Annotated in this window: 16 protein-coding genes and 3 pseudogenes; 11 read left to right on the top strand and 8 right to left on the bottom strand. The window is 70.6% G+C overall.

Going from position 1 to position 18,195, the window contains the following annotated elements; all coding sequences use genetic code 11:
• A partial coding sequence (locus IEZ21_RS46190) for a GNAT family N-acetyltransferase (RefSeq protein WP_189327799.1) occupies window positions 1-378 on the top strand: 378 nt, incomplete at its 5' end.
• Window positions 379-447: 69 nt separating this feature from the next.
• On the opposite strand, the gene IEZ21_RS46185 is transcribed toward IEZ21_RS46190, so the two are convergent.
• Entirely contained in the window at window positions 448-1,365 is a 918-nt protein-coding gene (locus IEZ21_RS46185) for an aminoglycoside phosphotransferase family protein (protein ID WP_189327798.1), read from the bottom strand.
• 214 nt (window positions 1,366-1,579) lie between these two features.
• A pseudogene (locus tag IEZ21_RS49205) lies at window positions 1,580-1,654 on the bottom strand (integrase); the annotation flags it as partial.
• Between the two features lie 235 nt (window positions 1,655-1,889).
• On the opposite strand from IEZ21_RS49205, the gene IEZ21_RS46180 reads away from it, so the two are divergent.
• The 6 genes and pseudogenes from IEZ21_RS46180 (at window position 1,890) to IEZ21_RS46155 (ending at window position 7,085) form a co-directional block, all read left to right on the top strand.
• Entirely contained in the window at window positions 1,890-2,600 is a 711-nt protein-coding gene (locus tag IEZ21_RS46180; protein ID WP_189327797.1) for a ribonuclease FAU-1 family protein, read from the top strand.
• A 46-nt stretch (window positions 2,601-2,646) separates the two neighbouring features.
• On the top strand, window positions 2,647-3,033 hold the full coding sequence (locus IEZ21_RS46175; protein ID WP_189327796.1) for a hypothetical protein: 387 nt from the start codon (window positions 2,647-2,649) through the stop codon (window positions 3,031-3,033).
• An 11-nt stretch (window positions 3,034-3,044) separates the two neighbouring features.
• A pseudogene (gene tap, locus IEZ21_RS46170) lies at window positions 3,045-5,103 on the top strand (telomere-associated protein Tap).
• A 9-nt stretch (window positions 5,104-5,112) separates the two neighbouring features.
• Window positions 5,113-5,666 (top strand): annotated as a pseudogene (gene tpg / locus IEZ21_RS46165) (telomere-protecting terminal protein Tpg).
• Between the two features lie 89 nt (window positions 5,667-5,755).
• Entirely contained in the window at window positions 5,756-6,181 is a 426-nt protein-coding gene (locus tag IEZ21_RS46160) for a hypothetical protein (RefSeq protein WP_189327802.1), read from the top strand.
• A 370-nt stretch (window positions 6,182-6,551) separates the two neighbouring features.
• On the top strand, window positions 6,552-7,085 hold the full coding sequence (locus IEZ21_RS46155; protein ID WP_189327801.1) for a P-loop NTPase family protein: 534 nt from the start codon (window positions 6,552-6,554) through the stop codon (window positions 7,083-7,085).
• 134 nt (window positions 7,086-7,219) lie between these two features.
• On the opposite strand, the gene IEZ21_RS46150 is transcribed toward IEZ21_RS46155, so the two are convergent.
• Window positions 7,220-8,110, bottom strand: a complete 891-nt coding sequence (locus IEZ21_RS46150) for a replication-relaxation family protein (protein WP_189327795.1) — start codon at window positions 8,108-8,110, stop codon at window positions 7,220-7,222.
• Window positions 8,111-9,179: 1,069 nt separating this feature from the next.
• Between IEZ21_RS46150 and IEZ21_RS46145 the strand changes: the two genes are divergently transcribed.
• The 3 genes from IEZ21_RS46145 to IEZ21_RS46135 all read left to right on the top strand — a co-directional run bounded on the left by IEZ21_RS46145 (window position 9,180) and on the right by IEZ21_RS46135 (window position 13,517).
• Entirely contained in the window at window positions 9,180-11,066 is a 1,887-nt protein-coding gene (locus IEZ21_RS46145; RefSeq protein WP_189327794.1) for an NAD(P)/FAD-dependent oxidoreductase, read from the top strand.
• Complete coding sequence (locus IEZ21_RS46140; RefSeq protein WP_213089438.1) at window positions 11,063-12,049, top strand: ATP-grasp domain-containing protein; 987 nt, start codon at window positions 11,063-11,065, stop codon at window positions 12,047-12,049. The genes IEZ21_RS46145 and IEZ21_RS46140 overlap by 4 nt, the downstream gene beginning before the upstream one ends.
• A gap of 193 nt (window positions 12,050-12,242) precedes the next feature.
• Window positions 12,243-13,517 (top strand): cation:proton antiporter domain-containing protein, encoded by a 1,275-nt coding sequence (locus tag IEZ21_RS46135; RefSeq protein WP_189327793.1) that lies wholly within the window; start codon window positions 12,243-12,245, stop codon window positions 13,515-13,517.
• Between the two features lie 114 nt (window positions 13,518-13,631).
• Here IEZ21_RS46135 and IEZ21_RS46130 read toward each other — a convergent pair whose 3' ends face one another.
• Window positions 13,632-13,895 (bottom strand): hypothetical protein, encoded by a 264-nt coding sequence (locus tag IEZ21_RS46130; RefSeq protein ID WP_189327792.1) that lies wholly within the window; start codon window positions 13,893-13,895, stop codon window positions 13,632-13,634.
• Window positions 13,896-13,994: 99 nt separating this feature from the next.
• Window positions 13,995-14,351 carry a hypothetical protein gene (locus IEZ21_RS46125; RefSeq protein WP_189327791.1) on the bottom strand — a complete coding sequence of 119 codons (357 nt, stop codon included), beginning with the start codon at window positions 14,349-14,351 and terminating at the stop codon, window positions 13,995-13,997.
• A gap of 168 nt (window positions 14,352-14,519) precedes the next feature.
• Between IEZ21_RS46125 and IEZ21_RS46120 the strand changes: the two genes are divergently transcribed.
• The gene (locus IEZ21_RS46120) at window positions 14,520-15,065 is read left to right on the top strand and encodes a pyridoxamine 5'-phosphate oxidase family protein (RefSeq protein ID WP_189327790.1); all 546 of its coding nucleotides are present in this window, start codon (window positions 14,520-14,522) and stop codon (window positions 15,063-15,065) included.
• Window positions 15,066-15,402: 337 nt separating this feature from the next.
• Here the strand turns inward: IEZ21_RS46120 and IEZ21_RS46115 are convergent, their stop codons facing one another.
• From IEZ21_RS46115 to IEZ21_RS46105, 3 genes are all read right to left on the bottom strand, one after another.
• Window positions 15,403-16,422, bottom strand: coding sequence for a calcium-binding protein (locus IEZ21_RS46115; protein WP_189327789.1), 1,020 nt, complete (start codon window positions 16,420-16,422; stop codon window positions 15,403-15,405).
• Between the two features lie 315 nt (window positions 16,423-16,737).
• A complete protein-coding gene (locus IEZ21_RS46110) occupies window positions 16,738-17,493 on the bottom strand; it encodes an ATP-dependent DNA ligase (RefSeq protein ID WP_246568953.1) in 756 nt (251 codons plus the stop codon).
• Between the two features lie 264 nt (window positions 17,494-17,757).
• On the bottom strand, window positions 17,758-18,195 hold a 438-nt coding region (locus tag IEZ21_RS46105; protein WP_189327788.1), incomplete at its 5' end, for an RNA-guided endonuclease InsQ/TnpB family protein.

Genomic DNA, 18,195 nt, shown 5'->3' with positions numbered 1-18,195 from the left:
GCTGTCTGCGGAGGCCGGCCGGTGGCTTCCGCGGGATGGCTGCTGCGGGACATGGCCTTCGATGGATTGCCGCGCCGCGCCGCGGGGCTGGGCGGTGTGCTGGTGCACCCCGCCCATCGAGGCCGGGGCCTTGCCCGGACGGTGATCAGTGTGGCGGTCGAGCACGCACGAGCGGCCGGCGCCGAGACGATGGTTCTGCTCTGCCGCCCGGACCTGGTCCCGCTCTACACGCAGCTGGGATGGAGCCGGCTTTCCGTGCCCGTCACCCTCCAGCAGCCCGGCGGCGCGCGGACCTCGCCACTGTCCACCATGATCTACGACCTGGCCTGCCTGCCTCATCCCGCCATCAGCGTGGACCTGCGGGGCCTGCCCTTCTGATGTGCTGAGCAGGATTCACCGTGCGGTCAGGCCGCTAGCATCCGCCTCGCTTCGAGATGGGGGCGGGGCCTATGCGGGAGAGGGCCAGCGCAAGTCGGATGTCAGAACACGATCGAGCGCCGCCCGGCCTGCGGGCCCCCAGGTCGGCTTGCCGCCAGGAAGGCCCCGGTCTCCGTTCTGCCCCATGAGCATCAGGAAGAGGCTCTTCATAGCGGCCAGCCCGCGGGCGCGCCGGATCGCCGCCTCGTCCGCATGCGCGTACATGTCGAAGAACCGTGAGGCCGTGCCCGCGGGTAGCAGCACCCATGCGGCGGCGAGATCCCATGCCGGATCGCCGGCGAACATGGCACCGAAGTCGACGATGCCCGAGAGCGTTCCGTCCGAGACGACGACGTTCGCGGGATGGAGGTCACCGTGCACCCACACCGGCGGGCCCTCCCACTCGGGGGCCGCAACGGCATCGTCCCAGACGGCCCGGACCTCGTCGGCAATGCCACCGGGGACAACGGCTTCAAAGAAGTGGTCGAAGCCGTCCGTGCACTTCTTGGGGTGAGCGCCGAAGTCCGAGCTGATCGGCGCCTCGGCGGGCGCCTCCACATGGAGCGCCCCGAGGAAGCCCGCCAGTGTGTCGGCCGCGTGGGCGCCGCGGCTGATCGAGCTGTGGTCCAGCGGCTCGCCGGGAACCCACGTCATCACGGTCCAGTGCTTGGGGAAGCGCTCGGACGGTTCGCCGAACCGCACCGGGGTCGGCACCGGCAGCGGCAGGCGCGGGGCCAGCACGGGTAGCCACCGCCGCTCCTTGAGCTGGAGCTCCGGGGTGGGGTCCATGCGCTGCATGCGCACGGCCAACTTGTCCCCGAGACGCCACATCTGGTTGCCCCAGCCGCCCGCCACCTCGCGGATGGCCAGCTCTGCAAGGTCCGGATGTTGCTCCTGCAGCAGGTCGCGGACCAGGTCTGCGGTGATCTCGATCTCGGCGGCGGTCATGCGAAGCCACAGTACGTGAGACAGGCGGAGCGGACTCTCACTCTCCGGAATGCCCACCGCCACGCCCGTTCCGTCAGCGGTCCTCTCCAGAGCAAGAGGACGCCACGCTACCCGCGGGCCTGCTTCGCGGCTGGCGACTACACATGGTCACCAACAGGCTGGATTCCTCGGGAACCGGCGACAGTTGAATACGAGAGCACACCAGTACCGAGGGCCCCTTCTCGCTGCGGATGCGGGCGCGCTCGCGGCGTTGGGCAGCCAGCACGTCGGGGTGGCGGGCATTGGCGTTGGGCTCAGGTGGAGCCAATTGACTCGTTCACAGCGGGCCCCGAAGATCGCTAGCCGGGGCCAGAAGGCTTGTTCGAAGCCAACGACCCGTACCGTCGCAGGGAGCGCTACCCGGAGCCGGTCGCCGCTGACCCCGGGCAAGCCGCTCTGAACCCTTGGGTAAGCCCGACGACGCCTGGGCAAGCCACCCTCAGCCGACGGCTTGCCCAGCCCTGCCCCGGACAGAGAGGCGCGTGATGCGATCCTTCGACGCCGGCGAGACGGTCGTACGACGCGACGTGCACCGCAGCGGCCGCGTGTGGAGCGAACAGGCGCTGCGCGCCGTCGCCGACACCAGCGAGGCCCTGGTGACCGCCTGCGCGCCCGGTGCCCAAGCCCGCCGGCCCGCCCTGTACGCCAAGGCCCGCGCCGACGGCGACCGGTCGGTGCGCACCGAAGCGTTCGACGCGATGGCAACGGGGGAGTGGGAGCTCGCGCCCGGCGTGTGGCAGGAGACCGAGCTGCTGCTGTGGAAGCCGCCGACGGCGTGGTTCAGCATCAACGCGTTCTACACGCCTGCCGGTCTGCGGAACTGGTACGTGAACTTCGAGCACCCCACCCGCCGCACGCTCGACGGGTTCGACACCTTCGACCTCACCGTGGACCTGGTCGTCGCCCCCGACCTGAGCAGCCTCACATGGAAGGACGAGGACGAGTACGCCCACGTGCGGCGGCTCGGCATCGTCACCGACACCGAGCACCAGGCCGTGGACGAGGCCCGCGCCCAGGTCCTCGGGATGCTCGAGGAACGCTCCGGCCCGTTCGCGAACGCCGCCGCGTGGACGTCCTGGCGGTGGGATGCAGCCTGGCCCCCGCCGCGCCTGCCGCTGCCAGCCACGACGGGGATTGCACCAGCTGAACCGATACCGCGATGGCATGAGGGTCGCCCCTCTTCTTCCGGTCAATGAAACAACGATTCGTTGTTTCATTGAAGAATGGTGCTAGGGTGCCCGTATGGCACGTGACGCTCAGGACGAGGCCCGCCGGCGGTTGTCCGTGCTCGCGGAGGACCCCGCCGCCCCCTGGGCGCCGGCGCGCCGCCTGGAGCAGGATGCGGCGTTGCTGGGGCGGCTGTTGAGGGCGGCCGCCGACCATCAGCAAAGCGGTGGACGGGCGGCGGATGTGACCTTGGACGATGTGGGTGCGGCGCTCAGCCTGTTCGAGGGCATGCGCCATCAGCTGGACCGGCTGGAGACCCAGGTGGTCATCGAGGCCAGGCGCCGCGGCATGGACTGGCGGCAGATCGCCCGGCATCAGGATCTGAACTCCTCCCAGGCCGCCTCGCAGCGCTATCAGCGGCTGATGACCCGCCTCGAAGAGATCCGCCAGGGCGTCAGGTAGGGGGTGCGCAGATGACGGACCAGCCCCAGGAACTGTTCGCCGCCGTCGACTCGCTGCTCGCCGCCGTCGACGGCGGCACCGTGCTGCCCATCCCGGCCGAGCGGGTGAGGCTGCGCGAGGCCGCCGGGCTGACCCAGGCGGCCATCGCCCAGGCGCTCGGCACGCGCGTGCCGAGCATTCAGGCGTGGGAGGCCGGCCGCGCCGAGCCGAAGGGGGAGCGCCTCGAGGCCTACCGCAGGCTGCTCGAGGGCCTCGCCCAGCGCCATCCCGCACCCGCCCCGCCTCCCGGCAGCAGGCCCGCCCCACCGGAGCCTGCCTCTGCGCCGTCGATTCCGGCAGCACAGGGTCCTGGGACGACTGCGCGTACGGCACCGGTCCAGGACGCATCGCGCAGGCCGGTGATGCGGCGCCCCGCCCGGCCGACGGCAGCCGCGCCTGCTGCCGATGCACCGTTCCCGAACGGGCCGCTGGCGGTGCTGGACGGTCACGGCACGGCGTACTGCCCGGGGGGAGTGCTGCTGGACTGCCCTGCGGCCACGATCCCGCAGCTGGTCGACTGGGCAGTGAAGGAGGCCGGGCTCGGCGCCGAGAGGCTGCACCGCCACGGCAAGGACTCCGATCCACTGATCGTCCTCACCGATGAGGCCACCGCCCGCCTCGGCCTGCCCCCCCCGCCCTGGAAGACCGCCGGGGCCTGCGGCTGCCCGAGACCCACCCGGTGGTACGTCAGATCACCGCCGCGAAGTGGCAGTTGACCCGGCGCGGCCTCGGCCCCTGGGCGCGCGTCTACCGGCCCGCCCACGACGGCCGACGCCAGTGCGTGCAGCTGGCCGTCCTGCCCTGGGGCGCACTGGACACCCGCACCTGGGGCAGCGCCCGCCAACGGCCGGCCCCCGAACTGGCCCAGATCCTCGGGGACTACGCCACGCGCGTGATCACCCCGCGCGGCTCCGCGGCCGTCTGCGGCCTGGAACTGATGACCGCGCTGCGCCCGCCCACCCGCCCCGTCAAGGACCCCGCCACCGGCACCTGGGCCTCGGGCCCAGGCCCCGGCTCCCTCACCGCCGCGGTCGACCCGGCGCCGCCGGAGGCCCCCGACGAGCACCCCGTGGTCGCCGCCCGGTACCCGCGCGGACACCAGCGCACTCCGGCCGAGGTCCTCGACGAGGAAGCCTGCGAATGGATCCGGGACCCCGAACTCCTCACGGACGCCGAATGCGCCAGGCCGTTCGCGGTCGGCATCGACGTCAACATGGCCTTCGCCGCGGCCGCCAACCGGCTGACCGTCGGCCTCGGCGCACCGGTCCACGTCACAGCCCCGGCCTTCGACAAGGCCCTGCCCGGCAGCTGGCTGGTGGACCTCTCCCACATCGACTTCGATGCGCGCCTGCCCAACCCGTTCACCCCCAACGGCACCCGACCCGAGGGACCCGCCTGGTACGCGACCCCACCCTCGCCTACGCCGCCGAGCTCGGCCACACCGTCACGCCGCTCGAGGCCTACCTGCGGCCCGAGGCCGGCCCGTACCTGGACCCCTGGTACACCCGCCTGCGCGACGCCTACCTGACCACCATGGAGCAACTCGGCGTCACCTCCCACCTGCCCGAGGCGGACTTCCTCACCGCCATGGAACACCACAAGCACGCCGACCCCGCCCAGGCCGCCGTACTCTCCGCCATCAAGGCCACCGTCAAGGGCGGGATCGGCAAACTGAGGGAGCGCCCGCAGGGCGCCGGATACCGGCCCGGCCAGCGCTGGCCCGCCCTGGAACGCCCCACCTGGCGACCCGACATCCGCGCCGCAGCCCGCATCAACATGCACCGCAAAATGCGCAAACTCGCAGACGTCGGGCTGTTCCCCATCGCGGTCCTGTCCGACTGCGCCGTCTACCTCTCGGACGGGCCGAGCCCGCTGGACTTCCTGCCACGCACCCCAGATGACAAGCCGCTGCCCGGCGGCTTCCGCCTCGGCGTATCGCCGGGCATGGTCAAGCACGAAGGCACCCAGCCCTTGATGTGGGCCGTGCAGATGCTGGACGAGGGCCACAACCCCGCCGCGGGCGGAGAATAGGCGGCCGTGATGGGCATCTTCAGCGACAGCCTCGACAAAGCCACCACCAGCACCTTCACCCGGCCCCTGCCCAAGTCCCCCACGCCCGGATGCGGTTCCTCGTCAAAAGCGCCAAGGGCACCCGGGCCGCAGCCCAAACGCTGGGCATCTCCCAGCGCACCGTCGAGCGCTACCTGAAGGGCCAGATCAAGCAGCCGCGCCCGGACCTCGCCGCACGCCTCGCGGACGAGGTACGCCGGCGCTGGGAGCCCCGGGTGCGTGAACGGGCCAAGAAACAGGCCGCGACCACCGGCGGCATCGTCATCGAAACGCGCGCCCGGTTCGGCTTCACCGCCGCCCCCGGCACCACCGACGACGCCCGCATCCGCCTGATCACCCAGTAACTGCCGCCCGCCTACGCCGCCCGCCTCTTCGGCGCCCACGCCGCCGGCGCCACCGACCAACAGCTCCAGGAGATCGCCGCCGAAGGCCTGCAGGAGGTCTATTTCAAAGACCGCGGACGGCGCGCCCCCGGTCTGCAGGTGGCCTTCACCGACATCGACTACGTCGAACTCGACTTCTGATTAGTTGCGAGATGGGGGCCTGCGGCCGTGCTTCCGCACCACCTCGCCCGACTCTGGCCCGGCCCGTCGGCGAGGCGCACGATGGAGGCATGGGCGAGCACGACCAGGACCAGGACGCCGTCGCCGAACCGGCGCAGCCGCCGCTGGACGCCACGCGGGCCCGCGCGATCACGACCGGGCTGCGGGAGGCGATGGACGACATCCGGCGTACGGTCGCCGTCCTCGCCGCCCGGGTCCGTGACGCCCACGCCGCCCGGGTGTGGCTCCCGCTCGGCTACCGCACCGAGTTGGGAGGCGTACTGCGACGCGGCGTTCGGCACTCCCACGCGCAGGCGTACCGGCTGCTCGACGTCGCCCGCGGCCGGGCGCCATCGCCACTGGCACCTGCAGAGCCGACAGCGGCCGCATCTTCGCCGCCTGCTCCGGGTCCCACAGGGCCACCCGGTCCCGGTACCAGCGGGTGTAGATGTACGCGACCGGCCGCTGCCCCACGGCGGGCTTGCGCCGCACCCTGACCAGCTGGGTCTTCGTCCGCAGGAACGCCGGTGCCCGGCCGCTGTCGTACACCGGCACCCCGTCCTTGAACGTCACCGGCTTGCCCCGGGCTACCCGGCCCGGGGCGACGTCGTCCTCCTGGCCCGCTGACGCGGTCAACACCTCGTTCACGAATTGCCTCCTTCGGCTTAGCGGCGACCAACCGCAATGGAACGTGATATAACGTATGAATCAATATCAACTACCAAGAAAAACAGGCAAATTGGGCGTATGTGCTTAGATGCCCGCTCGCGTACGCGAGAGGGAAAGCCACCCGTCCGGGCGTCGAAGTAGGCCCGCCCCGGAACGCCCCCGGCGCTGTCACCGGCCGTCGATAACGTGACCGCCGTGATGGTGGGTACCGAAGAAACCCGGCTGGTCGTGGTTCGCGGCAATAGCGCCTCAGGGAAGTCGTCCGTCGCGGCCGGCCTGCGTGAGCGGTTCGGCCGCGGCCTGGCCCTGGTCGGCCAGGACAACCTCCGCCGCATCGTGCTCCGGGAACGCGACCGGCCCGGCGCCGCGAACATCGGCCTGATCGACCTGACCGCCCGCTACGCCCTGGACGCCGGATTCCACGTCGTGGTCGAAGGTATCCTCTACGCCGACCGCTACGGCGACATGCTCGCGCAGCTGCGCGCCGACCACCGCGGCCCGACCCACGGCTACTACCTGGACGTGCCGTTCGGCGAAACCCTCGCCCGGCACGCCACCAAGCCGATCGCCGACGACGTCAACGAGACGCAGCTGCGCGACTGGTACCGGGCGCGCGATCTGCTGCCCGGCGGCGCCGAGACCGTCATCGGCGCCGACAGCGCCCTGCACGAGACCGTCGACCGCATCATGCTCGACACCGGCCTGGTCCACCTGCCCGCCGTGGACCGCTGACCCGGGCACTGTTGCGACAGATGGTGCGCCTGCATACCGTCACAGTCGCGCTGGCCCCGCCCCGACCATGAGGCCGACCATGGGGTTGGCCGTGCCGCTCTCGCCCCCGACCACGGCTGGTCAGCGCGCTACGTCTACCGAAACACGCGCCCGGTCCAGGGGACTCGCTGGTCGGGGTCATGGACGGGGCGCCATACGGGTGCGGAGGGGCCGTGGTGGAGCAGGTCGGCCAGCGGTGCCGCGAGGATGGGGACGTCGTACGGGAAGCGGGACGGCGCCAGCAGCCCGGCTCCCGCGCGCAGGGCGCGGATCCGGGTCTCGACACCGGCGGGTCCGATGCCGTCCAGGACGAACAGGATGCGGGGGAAGAGCGGGTAGCGCCGCCGCCACTCCTCCAGGGCCGGTTCCTGGAGGGTCGGCCGGCGCCCGGGGACCGTGGGCACGTAGCGGTAGAGGCGCTCGTACGCGGGCAGCTTGGCGGCGAGGCGTTCGGGGCCCATGGTGGCCCGGTCGACTTCCACGAACGCCCGCAGCATCGACCCGTTGTCGCCGTGGGCGGGACCACGCCGGTAGTACAGCAGGGCGTCGGGGATGACGGCCTCACTGCTTCCGATCGGGTGATGGGCCTCGGGGATCCAGTCCAGCGGCCGGAACAGGTCGCCGCGGCGGCGGGCGTCCTCGAGGAAGGCGAGCGCGGTCTCGGTCAGCGTGTGGCCGGCCTTCAGCCGCACGGCGGTCGGGTCGGACACGGTCCTGGAGGGCCGGTGCCCGCGCAGCTCGGGCACTCGGAGGCGAGCTGCCCGCCGTACGGGCTGGGGAACCACACCCGGGTCCGGTCCGGCCTGCGGCAGGGTGATGCGGTCGACCAGCCCCTCGGCACGCAGCCTGGCCAGCCTGCGCCTTGTTTGCTCGATGCGCACCGAGGGGGCGATCACCCGGTGCATCTGCTCGGTGGTGGCCATCCGGTACTGCGTCAGCACGCCCAGCGCCAGCCGGCCCCCGCTGCCCGCGTCTACGCCGATCATTACGGATCTGCTCGCTTCCCGTCCGGTGCGGCGCAGTCCTGCCCGGCGCCGCGCGTACCGGCCACGGCAGCAGCCGGCCCCGACCACGGTCACGAAGCGACAACGCCTCCGTGGACCAGGCCCACATCCCCGCCGACAACCGTCCGCACCCTCAGCCGCACCCGTCCGCGAACCCGCAGGTCACCACGCTGGTCCTGCCGTGGTCGGGAGGCCGACATCCCCTCTACGCCCCCGAGTCCACGCCCCACAGCAGGAAGAACAGAGAAGTGGGTGGGTGGGACAGGACCCGGGCGGCGGGCGAGGGGATCGGGCGCGCGTGTCTCGGTTGCGCGTCGGCGGGGCCTCCGCGCCAGCCCGCCAGCAGAGCTGCGGGATCGTCGTGGGAGGGCCTGGCCGGGCCGCGCGACGCGCGGCGCTCCACGGTCGTACTGATCCGGGGCGCGAGGCTGCAGCCGGTCCTGCTCCTTACGCTTTACTGGGTTGCGTCATCAGTTACGAAGGGCTCCCGCGCCGTGGAAGATCGCGGCGTAGACGCCGGACACCCCCTGTGGTCGGTGTTCGCCGTTAGGGGGTCCCGTCCTGATCAACTTCAGTCTCTCCTACGGGCGGAAGCCGTCGGCCCGACGGATGGAGCGCTCCGGGCGGAAGGCCGAGATGCCTGTTCAGCAGGGAGCGAGGCACCCCTCCATGACGGAGGGGCCGACCACGTCCTCTCGGTGAGTGCAGGGCCTGTGGTCTCCAGGGGTGCCCGTCGCGACCCCGGGGCGCCTGGTTGTCAAGAGGCGCCCGGCCGCCCCCGGGTGTCAGGCGCCCCCAGCCGCACGCGATTATTCTCTCCATCACTTTCTGTACGAAGTATTGAGTTTCCTTTCATGGTCGTCATACGGTCTGACGCACATCGGGCCATGTCCACCGCTCGCACCCGTGCACGGGCGGTCCCGGTCTGTGGGCGCCAACGAAAAACTCGCGGCATCCGCAGCGCGCGCTGCACCACCTGCGGCGCACCAGCTTCCAGGCCGGCTGACGAAATAGTCCCGCAACTGATCGGTTGGGTGTGTGGTGATGACTTATGTCGACCTTCGGTGACGACTCGACCTTCGATGCTGACCGGGAACCAGCGGACGTAGCGGTCATTGGAGCCGGCATCGTCGGCCTGACCAACGCATTGCAGCTCGCCAAGCGAGGGCTGCGGGTCGTTCTCCTGGACAACGTCCGGGACCAGCGGCGCAGCTACAAAGTAGGCGAGTCGTTCCTCGTCTTCACGAGCGCCTTCCTGCGCACGGTCGGCGGCCTGGACCAGTTCATCAGCAAGGAGTCGTTCATCAAGCTGGGGGTCTGGTTCACCAGCGGAGCCGAGCACCGCGACGACTTCCGGGGAACCACCGAGTGGGCCGTGAACGCGGATCCGCATCCACCGCACTACCTGCACGACCTGGCGACCGACAAGAAGTGGTTCCGCTGCATGTTCCTGGACATGCAGATCGTCCGGCCGGAGGCGGAGGACGTGATGCGGGCGGCCGTACACGCCCACCCCGACATCACCTTCCTCGACTCGGCCAGAGTCCGCGAGGTGGACATCGCCGGCGCCGACCGGCCCGGTGAACCGCACCGGCTGCTGTGGCAGGAGAGCGGCGCCGAGCGGCGCAGCGGCAGCACGCTCGCCCGCTGGGTGATCGACTGCTCCGGGCGCAATCGCCTGCTGGCCCGCAAGTTCGGGCACGACGCGGAGCGTTCCGAACGCGACGACGGCTTCCAGACCACCGCCGTCTGGGGGCAGTTCAAGGACGTCACCGATGAGAGCTTCGCCGACTGCTGGACCCATCTGCGCAAGGGCGGCGATGCCACGCGGCGCGATCTGTACACCGTGCACCTGTGGGGAGAGGGCTACTGGATCTGGGTGATCCGGCTGTCGCAGGACCGGATCAGCATCGGTGCGACGTTCGACCAGCGCAAGCCACCGCCCGGGGCGAATCCCCGGGAACAGTTCTGGAACCTCATCAGGCGATATCCGGTGCTCGACAAGGTGATCAGCGAGGACACGCTGCTGGAGTTCCGCACGTTCCGCAACGCCCAGCACTGGACCGACACCTTCGCCAGCGAGCAGCGCTATGCCATGGCGGGCGATGCGGGCAGCATCATCGACGCGTACTACAGCCAGGGCATCGCACTGGCCCTGGTCACCAGCTGGCATCTTGCCAACGTGATCCAGCGGGATGTCCAGGACGGACAGCTGGACCGCCCCTACATCACCCGGATCAACCGTGCCACCCGCCAGGACTGGCACATGCTCCGCAACATGGTGCGGGAGAAGTACACCTCGGCCATTGAGGATCCGCGGTTCTTCCTGCTGTCGCACATCCTCGACATGACGGTCTTCTGGAGCATGGGCAGCACCCGCGCCCAACTGACCCACTGGCTGGTGGCGACCGAGGGGGACACCACCCGGGAGACCCCCGAGCTACGGCGCGCACGCACGAGCCTGGAGTCGCGGCTGTTCTACTCCCGGGCCCCCTACTGGGCCTTTCTCACCCCGGAGCGGGTTCAGCGGCTGCAGCGCCGGCTCCAGCGCAAACTCGGGGAACGCGCTCGTTGGCGCCGGGAGAACGGGGTGCAAGTGCCCACGCTCACCAGCGTGCTGAGCGTGACGGCCCCCGTACCGAAGGTGTGGAAACTCCCGTTCGCAGGGCGCTCCGGCCACGTCGACGTCAGCGGCCGCGACCTCGTGCAGCCCGCCGAGCTGCGCCCACCGGGCACCGCCACCTGGTACGACCGGCTGCCGGCCTCCGCCAACACCCGCCTCGACTGGGTGCTGAAGCTGCGCCCGGTGGCGCTGCTGGGGCTCTTCGCCGCCGGGTACGCCTGGGACGCCGCGGACACCGCCGTACGGCGGCTGCGGAGCCGGGGGCGTGCCACCGCCCGGCAGGACGTCAACGTCCCGGCCCGGGAGGCGCGGTGAGCAGCCGGGCGAGGCGGGCGCGCGTCGTCTACCTGAGCATGGGGACACCGCACCGGGAGTACGCGGGGGTCGCCGCGGCACTGGCCGAGCGCGGCGTGGAGGCCCACCTGGTGCATCTGGACGACGCCGACGGCATGGACTGGGACGGCGTCGAACTGGTCAATGTCCGTATGTGCCGCGGCTATCACGCCGATCCCCGGTTCCTGGAGCGGGTCACCCACCTGCACGACCGGCTGCAGAACGCGCCCGACGGACCGATCCCGATGGCCAACAACCTCGGCCTGATCCGCGACGCGGTGGACAAGGGCCGCTACCTGCGCCGGCTCGCCGAAGAGGACGGTGTCGGCCTCATCCCCACCCGCTGGCTCCCGCGCGGCACGGATCTGCGGGTGGCCGACCTGATGGACGAGGCCGGCTGGGACGACATGGTCATCAAGCCGACCGTCTCCGCGGGATCGTGGCGCACCATCCGGGTGTCCCGCACGGGCCGCTCCACCTCGGACAGCCACTATGTGATGAACGGTACGGAGGAAGACAGCGCACCGTACGAGGAACAGATGCGCGCCCTGCTGACCACGCGGGACCTGTTCGCTCAGCGATTCCTGCCCGCGGTCCTGGACGACGGCGAACTCTCCCTCGTCTTCCTCGGCGGACGGTTCAGCCACGCCGTGCGCAAGACCGTCGGAGCGGACGGCGGCTGGTGGGCACACGAGCGGCTGGGCGGCGTCAACTTCGCGGTGGAGCCGACGGACGAGGAGTACGCCTGGGGGGAGAACATCTACCAGGCCCTGGAACGGCGGTACGGGCCCCTGTGGTTCGGCCGTGTCGACGGGATCCGCGACGCGGAGGGGTGCATGCGCCTGCTGGAATGCGAGCTGGCCATACCGCGTCTGCTGCTGCCCGAGGGCCAAGCCTTCAGCAGATACGCCGACGTCATCGCGCAGGGGCTGCGGGAACGCTCGCTGAGCCACACCGGTGGCTGACGGGCGTCACGCGTGGCCCGGCCGGTGCGGACGGATCGCACCGGCCGGCGCCCTCCCCGGCCGAGCCGCCCGTGGCTCACGCATACGCCCCGACGGCAGAACGACGTAGCGCCGGACCGTCGGCGCGTCGCCGTCCCGCGGCCACGCGCCGTCGGATCCGCACACCCCCGGTATGGACCGAGTGGAGCTTTCGATGACGCCCCATCAGATTCAGTTCCTCCTGCTGGACCTGGCACTGATCGTCCTGGTGGCCCGTGCCGCGGGGGGCCTGTTCAGGTGGCTGGGCCAGCCTGCCGTGCTGGGCGAGATCACCGCGGGCATCCTGCTGGGGCCGACCCTGTTCGGCACCGGCTTCACGGAGACGGTGTTTCCGCCCGACGCGCGGCCGCTGCTCGGCGCACTGGCCAACCTCGGCGTGGCGCTGTTCCTGCTCGGGGAAGGCATCGACTTCGACCGAGGGCTGCTGCGCGGCGCGGGACTCGTCGTCCCCGTACTCGCCGTGACCTCCGTGGCCGTGCCATTCGTGGCCGGTACGGCCACGGGGTTCTGGCTCTTCGACGACCACGAGACCGTGTCCCGGTCTGGCTTCATCCTGTTCATGGGCGTTGCCCTGTCCGTCACGGCGTTCCCGGTCATGGCCCGGATCCTCGCCGACCGCGGACTGAACCGGGACCGGCTCGGTGCCATCGCACTGTCCGGAGCGGCCCTCACGGACGTCCTCGCATGGTCCGTCTTCGCCGTGGTGCTGACGGTCGTCGCCCGGGACGGACAGGAGTCGTGGCGGATTGCGCTGATGCCCGTCTACGTCGTGGTCATGCTGTGCGTGGTGAGGCCCCTGCTACGCCGTCTGGAGAACAGCGACACCTTCCGCCGCAAGGACACGGCGCTCACCGTCGTCCTCACCGGGTTGCTGCTCTCCTCACTGGCCACGGAATGGATCGGCCTGCACTTCCTGTTCGGGGCCTTCCTGTTCGGCGCCGTGCTGCCACGCGGTGGGGCCCTGACGCTCCGCACAGCCTGGACACCCGGTATGAGGCGGCTGTCCTCGACCCTGCTGCTCCCTGCGTACTTCCTGCTGGCCGGACTCAACGTCGACCTGTCCGCGCTGGGCGCCCGTGGGCTCGTGGAGCTGGCCGGCATCCTGTTCGTGGCCATCGCGGGAAAGGCCGGAACGGCGTTCGTGGTGGCCCGGCTGCACGGGATGGAACGCCGCGAGGCCACGGTCCTGGCCGCGCTGATGAACACCAGAGGACTCACCGAACTGATCGTCCTCACCATTGGTGTGCAGATCGGGGTGCTGGACAGCAGGCTCTACTCCGTCATGGTGGTCATGGCCCTGATCACCACGGCCATGGCAGGGCCGGTACTGGCCCTCCTCCCCGTTGCCCGCGACCAGGCACGGACCCTGCCGGACAGCGGGCCGTCCCCGCCTGCGCGGGCGGCCGGATCCCCGACTACGTCACGCTGATCCGGAATAGGACCTTCGTCGTACGTCGCTGCGTCCGTGCCGCCGGTCTGGTTGACGATGATCCACCCGGTCAACCGTGCGCGCTCGGTCAGGTCGTCGCGGTCGTCGATGATCTCAGCGACCTCGCCGAGCCAGTACGTCGACCAGCTGTCCAGGACGTGGACCGTCGCGGTGCTCCAGGAGAAGCCGGCCGATCTGCCGGGCGACGGGGAAGCGGCGCTCCTGCACGAGCATCAGGGCCCGCTCGGCTCGCTGTTCGGCGGCCTTGCGGCCCTCGTACTCGCGGGCGATCTCGGGCGTGCGTCGCTCGCCGGGGTCGCGGACCTGCTCGGCCTTCAGCCGCCGCGCCTTCTGGTACGCGCCCTGATTGGAGGTCACGCACCGTGCCTCGGTGAAGTGGTCCCAGGGCACGCCGGCGGCCCTGCCGTCCTCGATCGCCTTCAGCTGTCCGGCGTCGGCCTGCTCGCGCAGGTACTGCTACAACTTCGCGCGCAACACCGCGGCCTCGCCGACCACGTTGACCAGGCTGTCCTTCGGCTGCTTCAGCTTCCCGGCCCGCGTCTGCGCGTGCTCCAGCACGAGGAACAGCTCCTCCGAGGCCGGGAACCGCTCGTACGCCGGATCCCCGCCCAACTCGTGCAGCTCCCGCAGGCGATTGACGATTCGACCGGTCTTGATCTCTCCCAGGCGGATCGGTGGGCGCTTCGATCGGGGCGTCCCGGCGGACTTCGCGGTCTTCCTCATCACGCTCGAAGTCTTCGCCACCGGCCGGTTCCCAATCTGGGAACCGGCCGTGACCACCCGTACCGACGAGGTCGGCGTACGGAGGTTCACCGGGAATCTCCTGTGACTGTGCGCCGTAGGTGGCGGATGAGCGCTCTACTTGGCGGAACTGACTTGTGCTATTCCTCGTGCTCATTGATCTCTGCCAGAAGCCGGGCCTGAGCGCCGCCGGGCCGGGCTGCGTAGCCTTCGTTACAAGAAGAGGGAAAGGAGTTCCGCATGACGCCGAAGCAGCCCAAGACCGAGCTCGACGCCCGCTACAGCTCCGCACTCAACCCGCGCCCGGGCGCGGAGGACGTCACCGCCACCGACTGGGCCGAGGCCCAGCGCCGGCTGCGGGCCTCCGAGGTCTTCTGGATCACCACGGTCCGGCCGGACGGCCGGCTGCACGTCACGCCGCTGATCGCCGCCTGGCACGGCGGGGCGCTGCACTTCAGCACCGGGCCGGGCGAGCAGAAGGCGAAGAACCTGGCCGGCAATGCCCACTGCGCACTCACCACAGGGCACAACTCACTCTCCGAGGGCCTCGACATCGTGATCGAGGGCACGGCGGAGCGGGTGACGGATCCGGCGCGGCAGGACGAGGTCATCGCCGCGTTCGAGGCGCAGTACGGGGACCACATCACCTCGCCGGAGGGGATCTTCTACGGCTTCGGCGACAGCATCCGCAAGGGCAACGACCTGCTGTTCGCGGTGGCACCCGGCACGGCGTACGGCTTCGGGCACGACGGCCAGGTGTTCAGCCACACCCGCTACACCTTCTAGCGGGCCTGCGCACAAGGAAGCCGCCGGCCGCCAGGGGGAAGGCGTGCCGGCGGCTGCGTTTCGGCAGGTCAGCGCGTTCCGTCGGTAAGCCGCTGCCTTGATGATGTGCTTCGCCCCGTGGGTGTCGAACCACGTCCACCAGAGCCTTGAGGTCAGAGCCATCGGGGGTGTCCGTGTACTCGCGCACCTCGTCCCAGGAGGTGGGGTGGTGACGAAGCGCGCGCTCTACGGTGACGAAATGCATGCGGCTTCAGCTTGTGGCACATCCACCTTTTGTGCGGCTGGGTGTGCCCGCCGGTCTCGCAGCGAGAGCCAGAAGCGCGCGTGGATGCGTCGTTCAGTGGCGTGACGGCTTGCGTTCGGTGCGGATGACTGTCTCGCACCGCACGGCGATGTCGTGGCCGGCTTCGCCGTCGCAGTCGTCGGTGTCCCGCCCACCATCGAGGCGGTCGTTGGCCGGGCCTGCCCGCAGTGTGTCGTCCCCGGCGCCGCCCCTGAGACGGTCCCTCCCGCCCGCTGTGCCGACGGTCCGGTCGGCGTCGAAGTTCACGTTGTCACCGAAGAGCGTGTCGTTCCCGCCGCGGCCCTTGATCACATCGTTGCCGGCGTCGGTGGTGGTGGCATCCACCACGGCGCTGTCGCCGACGAGAAGGTCGTCCGCTCTACCACCGATGATCCGGTCGCTGCCGGAGCCGGTCGCGCTCCCACCGGCAGGGTCATTGATGTTGTGGTCCCCCAGCGCAGCGAATCCGCCGTCAGCACCCACGTCCAGGAAGTCATTCCCGCCGTCGCCACTCGCGTCCTCAGCAGCGTTACTGTCATCGACCAGCAGCTCGCTACCGGGTCCGCCCAGGATCTTGTCGTCGCCGGCGCCCGAGGCGTCGCCGACGGTGGAGCCGGAGCCGCCGACCAGGTGTTCCTCGCCGATGCCACCGTCGGCGCCACCGTCCATACGGTCATTCCCGCCACCGGAGGCGCTGAGCCCCCGGCTGTCACCCGTCATCTTGTCGTCGCCGGCGCCACCAAGAAGCTGGTCGTTCCCCCCACCTGTCGCGGTGCCGTCGGGGGCGAAGCTGTCGCCGTTCATGAGGTCATCCCCACTGCCGCCGACCAGGCGGTCGTTGCCGTAACCGGAGGCGTTCCCACTCGCGGCAAAGACGTCACCGTGCACTTGGTCGTCGCCGTCGCCGGCATCGATCCGGTCGTCCCCGAGGCCCCCCGCAATGGTGTCCGCTCCCGAGAGTCCGCAGATGCGGTCGTGGCCTCCGAGGCCGTCGATCACGTCGTCACCGGCCGAGCCGACGATGACGTCGTCGCCCGGGGTCCCGTTGATGGTGCCTGCACCGGTGATGGTCACCGGTCGGCCGAAGCACGTGGACGTGGCTGTGCTCTCAGCAGCGACCGCAGGGAGCCCGAGTGTGAGCAGTGCCGCGGTGACGAAGCCGGTGGTGAGAACCCTTCGGGATGCCAGGCGCTGGAATCTGCTCACCTGCGGTGGCAGGAGGACGGGATGCACAGTCGTGCGAGACCTCCGGTTGCTAGACGCCGTCGTCCGGGTTGGTGCCATGGGGAGAGCAGGGCCAATCTGGGGCCCGGCTCGAGCCACCCGGTTCAGCGACCGCCGAAGGGCGCACCGGTCCCGCTGCGAGGGCCTGGGAATCTCCCCACAACATCACGGGAGCTCCACCGCCGAAGGAGCAGAAAACCGCAGTTCAGCGAATTTCGTCGGCGGCCCAGAGACGGCGGAGTCCCTGCTGCGGCCGCAGCAGGGGGCGCTCCTGGCCGCCGCCGGGGCACGGTGCGGGAGCCGGTGACCGCGGGGCCTCGGTGGTGACCCGAACCTTGTATTTCCGCCCCGACTGCACCGGACGGTACGGCTCATCGAGCCGCTTGAAGCACAGCCCTTCCATCCCGGCCGCCGTCCATCCCAGCCACCCCTGCGCCACCGCCGGGTCGGCGGTCGACGGCACAACGTCAACGGCGCGGTCGGGCTGTGGTCCGCGAACAGCACCTGAAGCGCCCCACGCCGCCGCTCGTACGGCCAGCCGGTCAGGTCGGCGCCAGTGTGGACCAGATCGAAGGCGACGAAGTACGTCGGCCACTCGCGCGCCGCGTCGGCAGCTGCTGTTCCGCGCCGGGCGAGGCGCTGCTGTAGCCGCTCGAACGCCAGCCGGTCGCCCTCCCACACCACCAACTCGCCGTCCACTCCGGTGACCTCCGGCAGCTGCGCCAGGGCCGCCGCCCGGATCTCGGGGAACGAGGCCGTCATGTCCGTGCCGCGCTGTGAGCGCAGGAACACCCGCCCGCCCGCGTACACGGCGAGCTGGGCACGGTAGCCGTCCCATTTCGGCTCACCCGCCCACCCCGGCAGCAGCGCAGGGTCGGACACAGGGGCGGCGAGCATCGGTTCCGGCAGTGTCCGCGTCACAGCCCATGCCTTCCACCCAGCCCGCCCGTCGGCAAACCGAGTGCGCGTACGCACCCGACTACCGGTCCGACCATGGCAGGTCAGCGCACTACGACACCTCGCCGGGGGCTGTGTGCTGAGGTCCGGGTAGCAGCGGAGCCGGACACTGGTTGCCCCGGATCCCGTGTCGTACGGTCCGACGTCGCGGTCGCCCACCGTCCGCAACGGATCTCACCGAACCCGGCGGTGCCGCCGGTACGGCCGAGAGATGTCAACTACCCGTCGCTAAAGCGACGGGCTTGCACAACGGGCATCACTGGCGGTGATGCTGCGTTTGCGTCCAGCCCCACCCCGGGATGTCCGGGGTGGGTCAGGGGCCGTTGACTGGGCCCCGCGTCGCCACAACTCCCACGCGCGGGCGCGGATGTTGCGGGAGCCGTTCCGATCCGCGTGATCAACGAATCCGCAGTTCCGGCACGCGAACCAGGCCTGTGAGACCCGGTTCGCCTTGTCGATGTGGCCGCATTCGGCGCAGGTGCGGGAGGTGTACGCCGGATCGACGTGCACCACCGGTACCCCCGCGCGGCGGGCCTTGTACGCGATGAACTGCCCGAGCTGGGCGAAGCCCCAGCTGTGCAGGGTGGCCCGTTGGGGCTTGCGAAGCCGTACCCGCTCGCGGATGCCCGTGAGGTCTTCCAGGGCGATCCCGCGACCGGTGCGTTC

It is taken from the genome of Streptomyces flaveus, assembly GCF_014647675.1.
GTDB lineage: Bacteria > Actinomycetota > Actinomycetes > Streptomycetales > Streptomycetaceae > Streptomyces > Streptomyces flaveus.
Note: the sequence above shows the minus strand (reverse complement) of the source record. Positions and strands in the feature narration are given on the sequence as shown.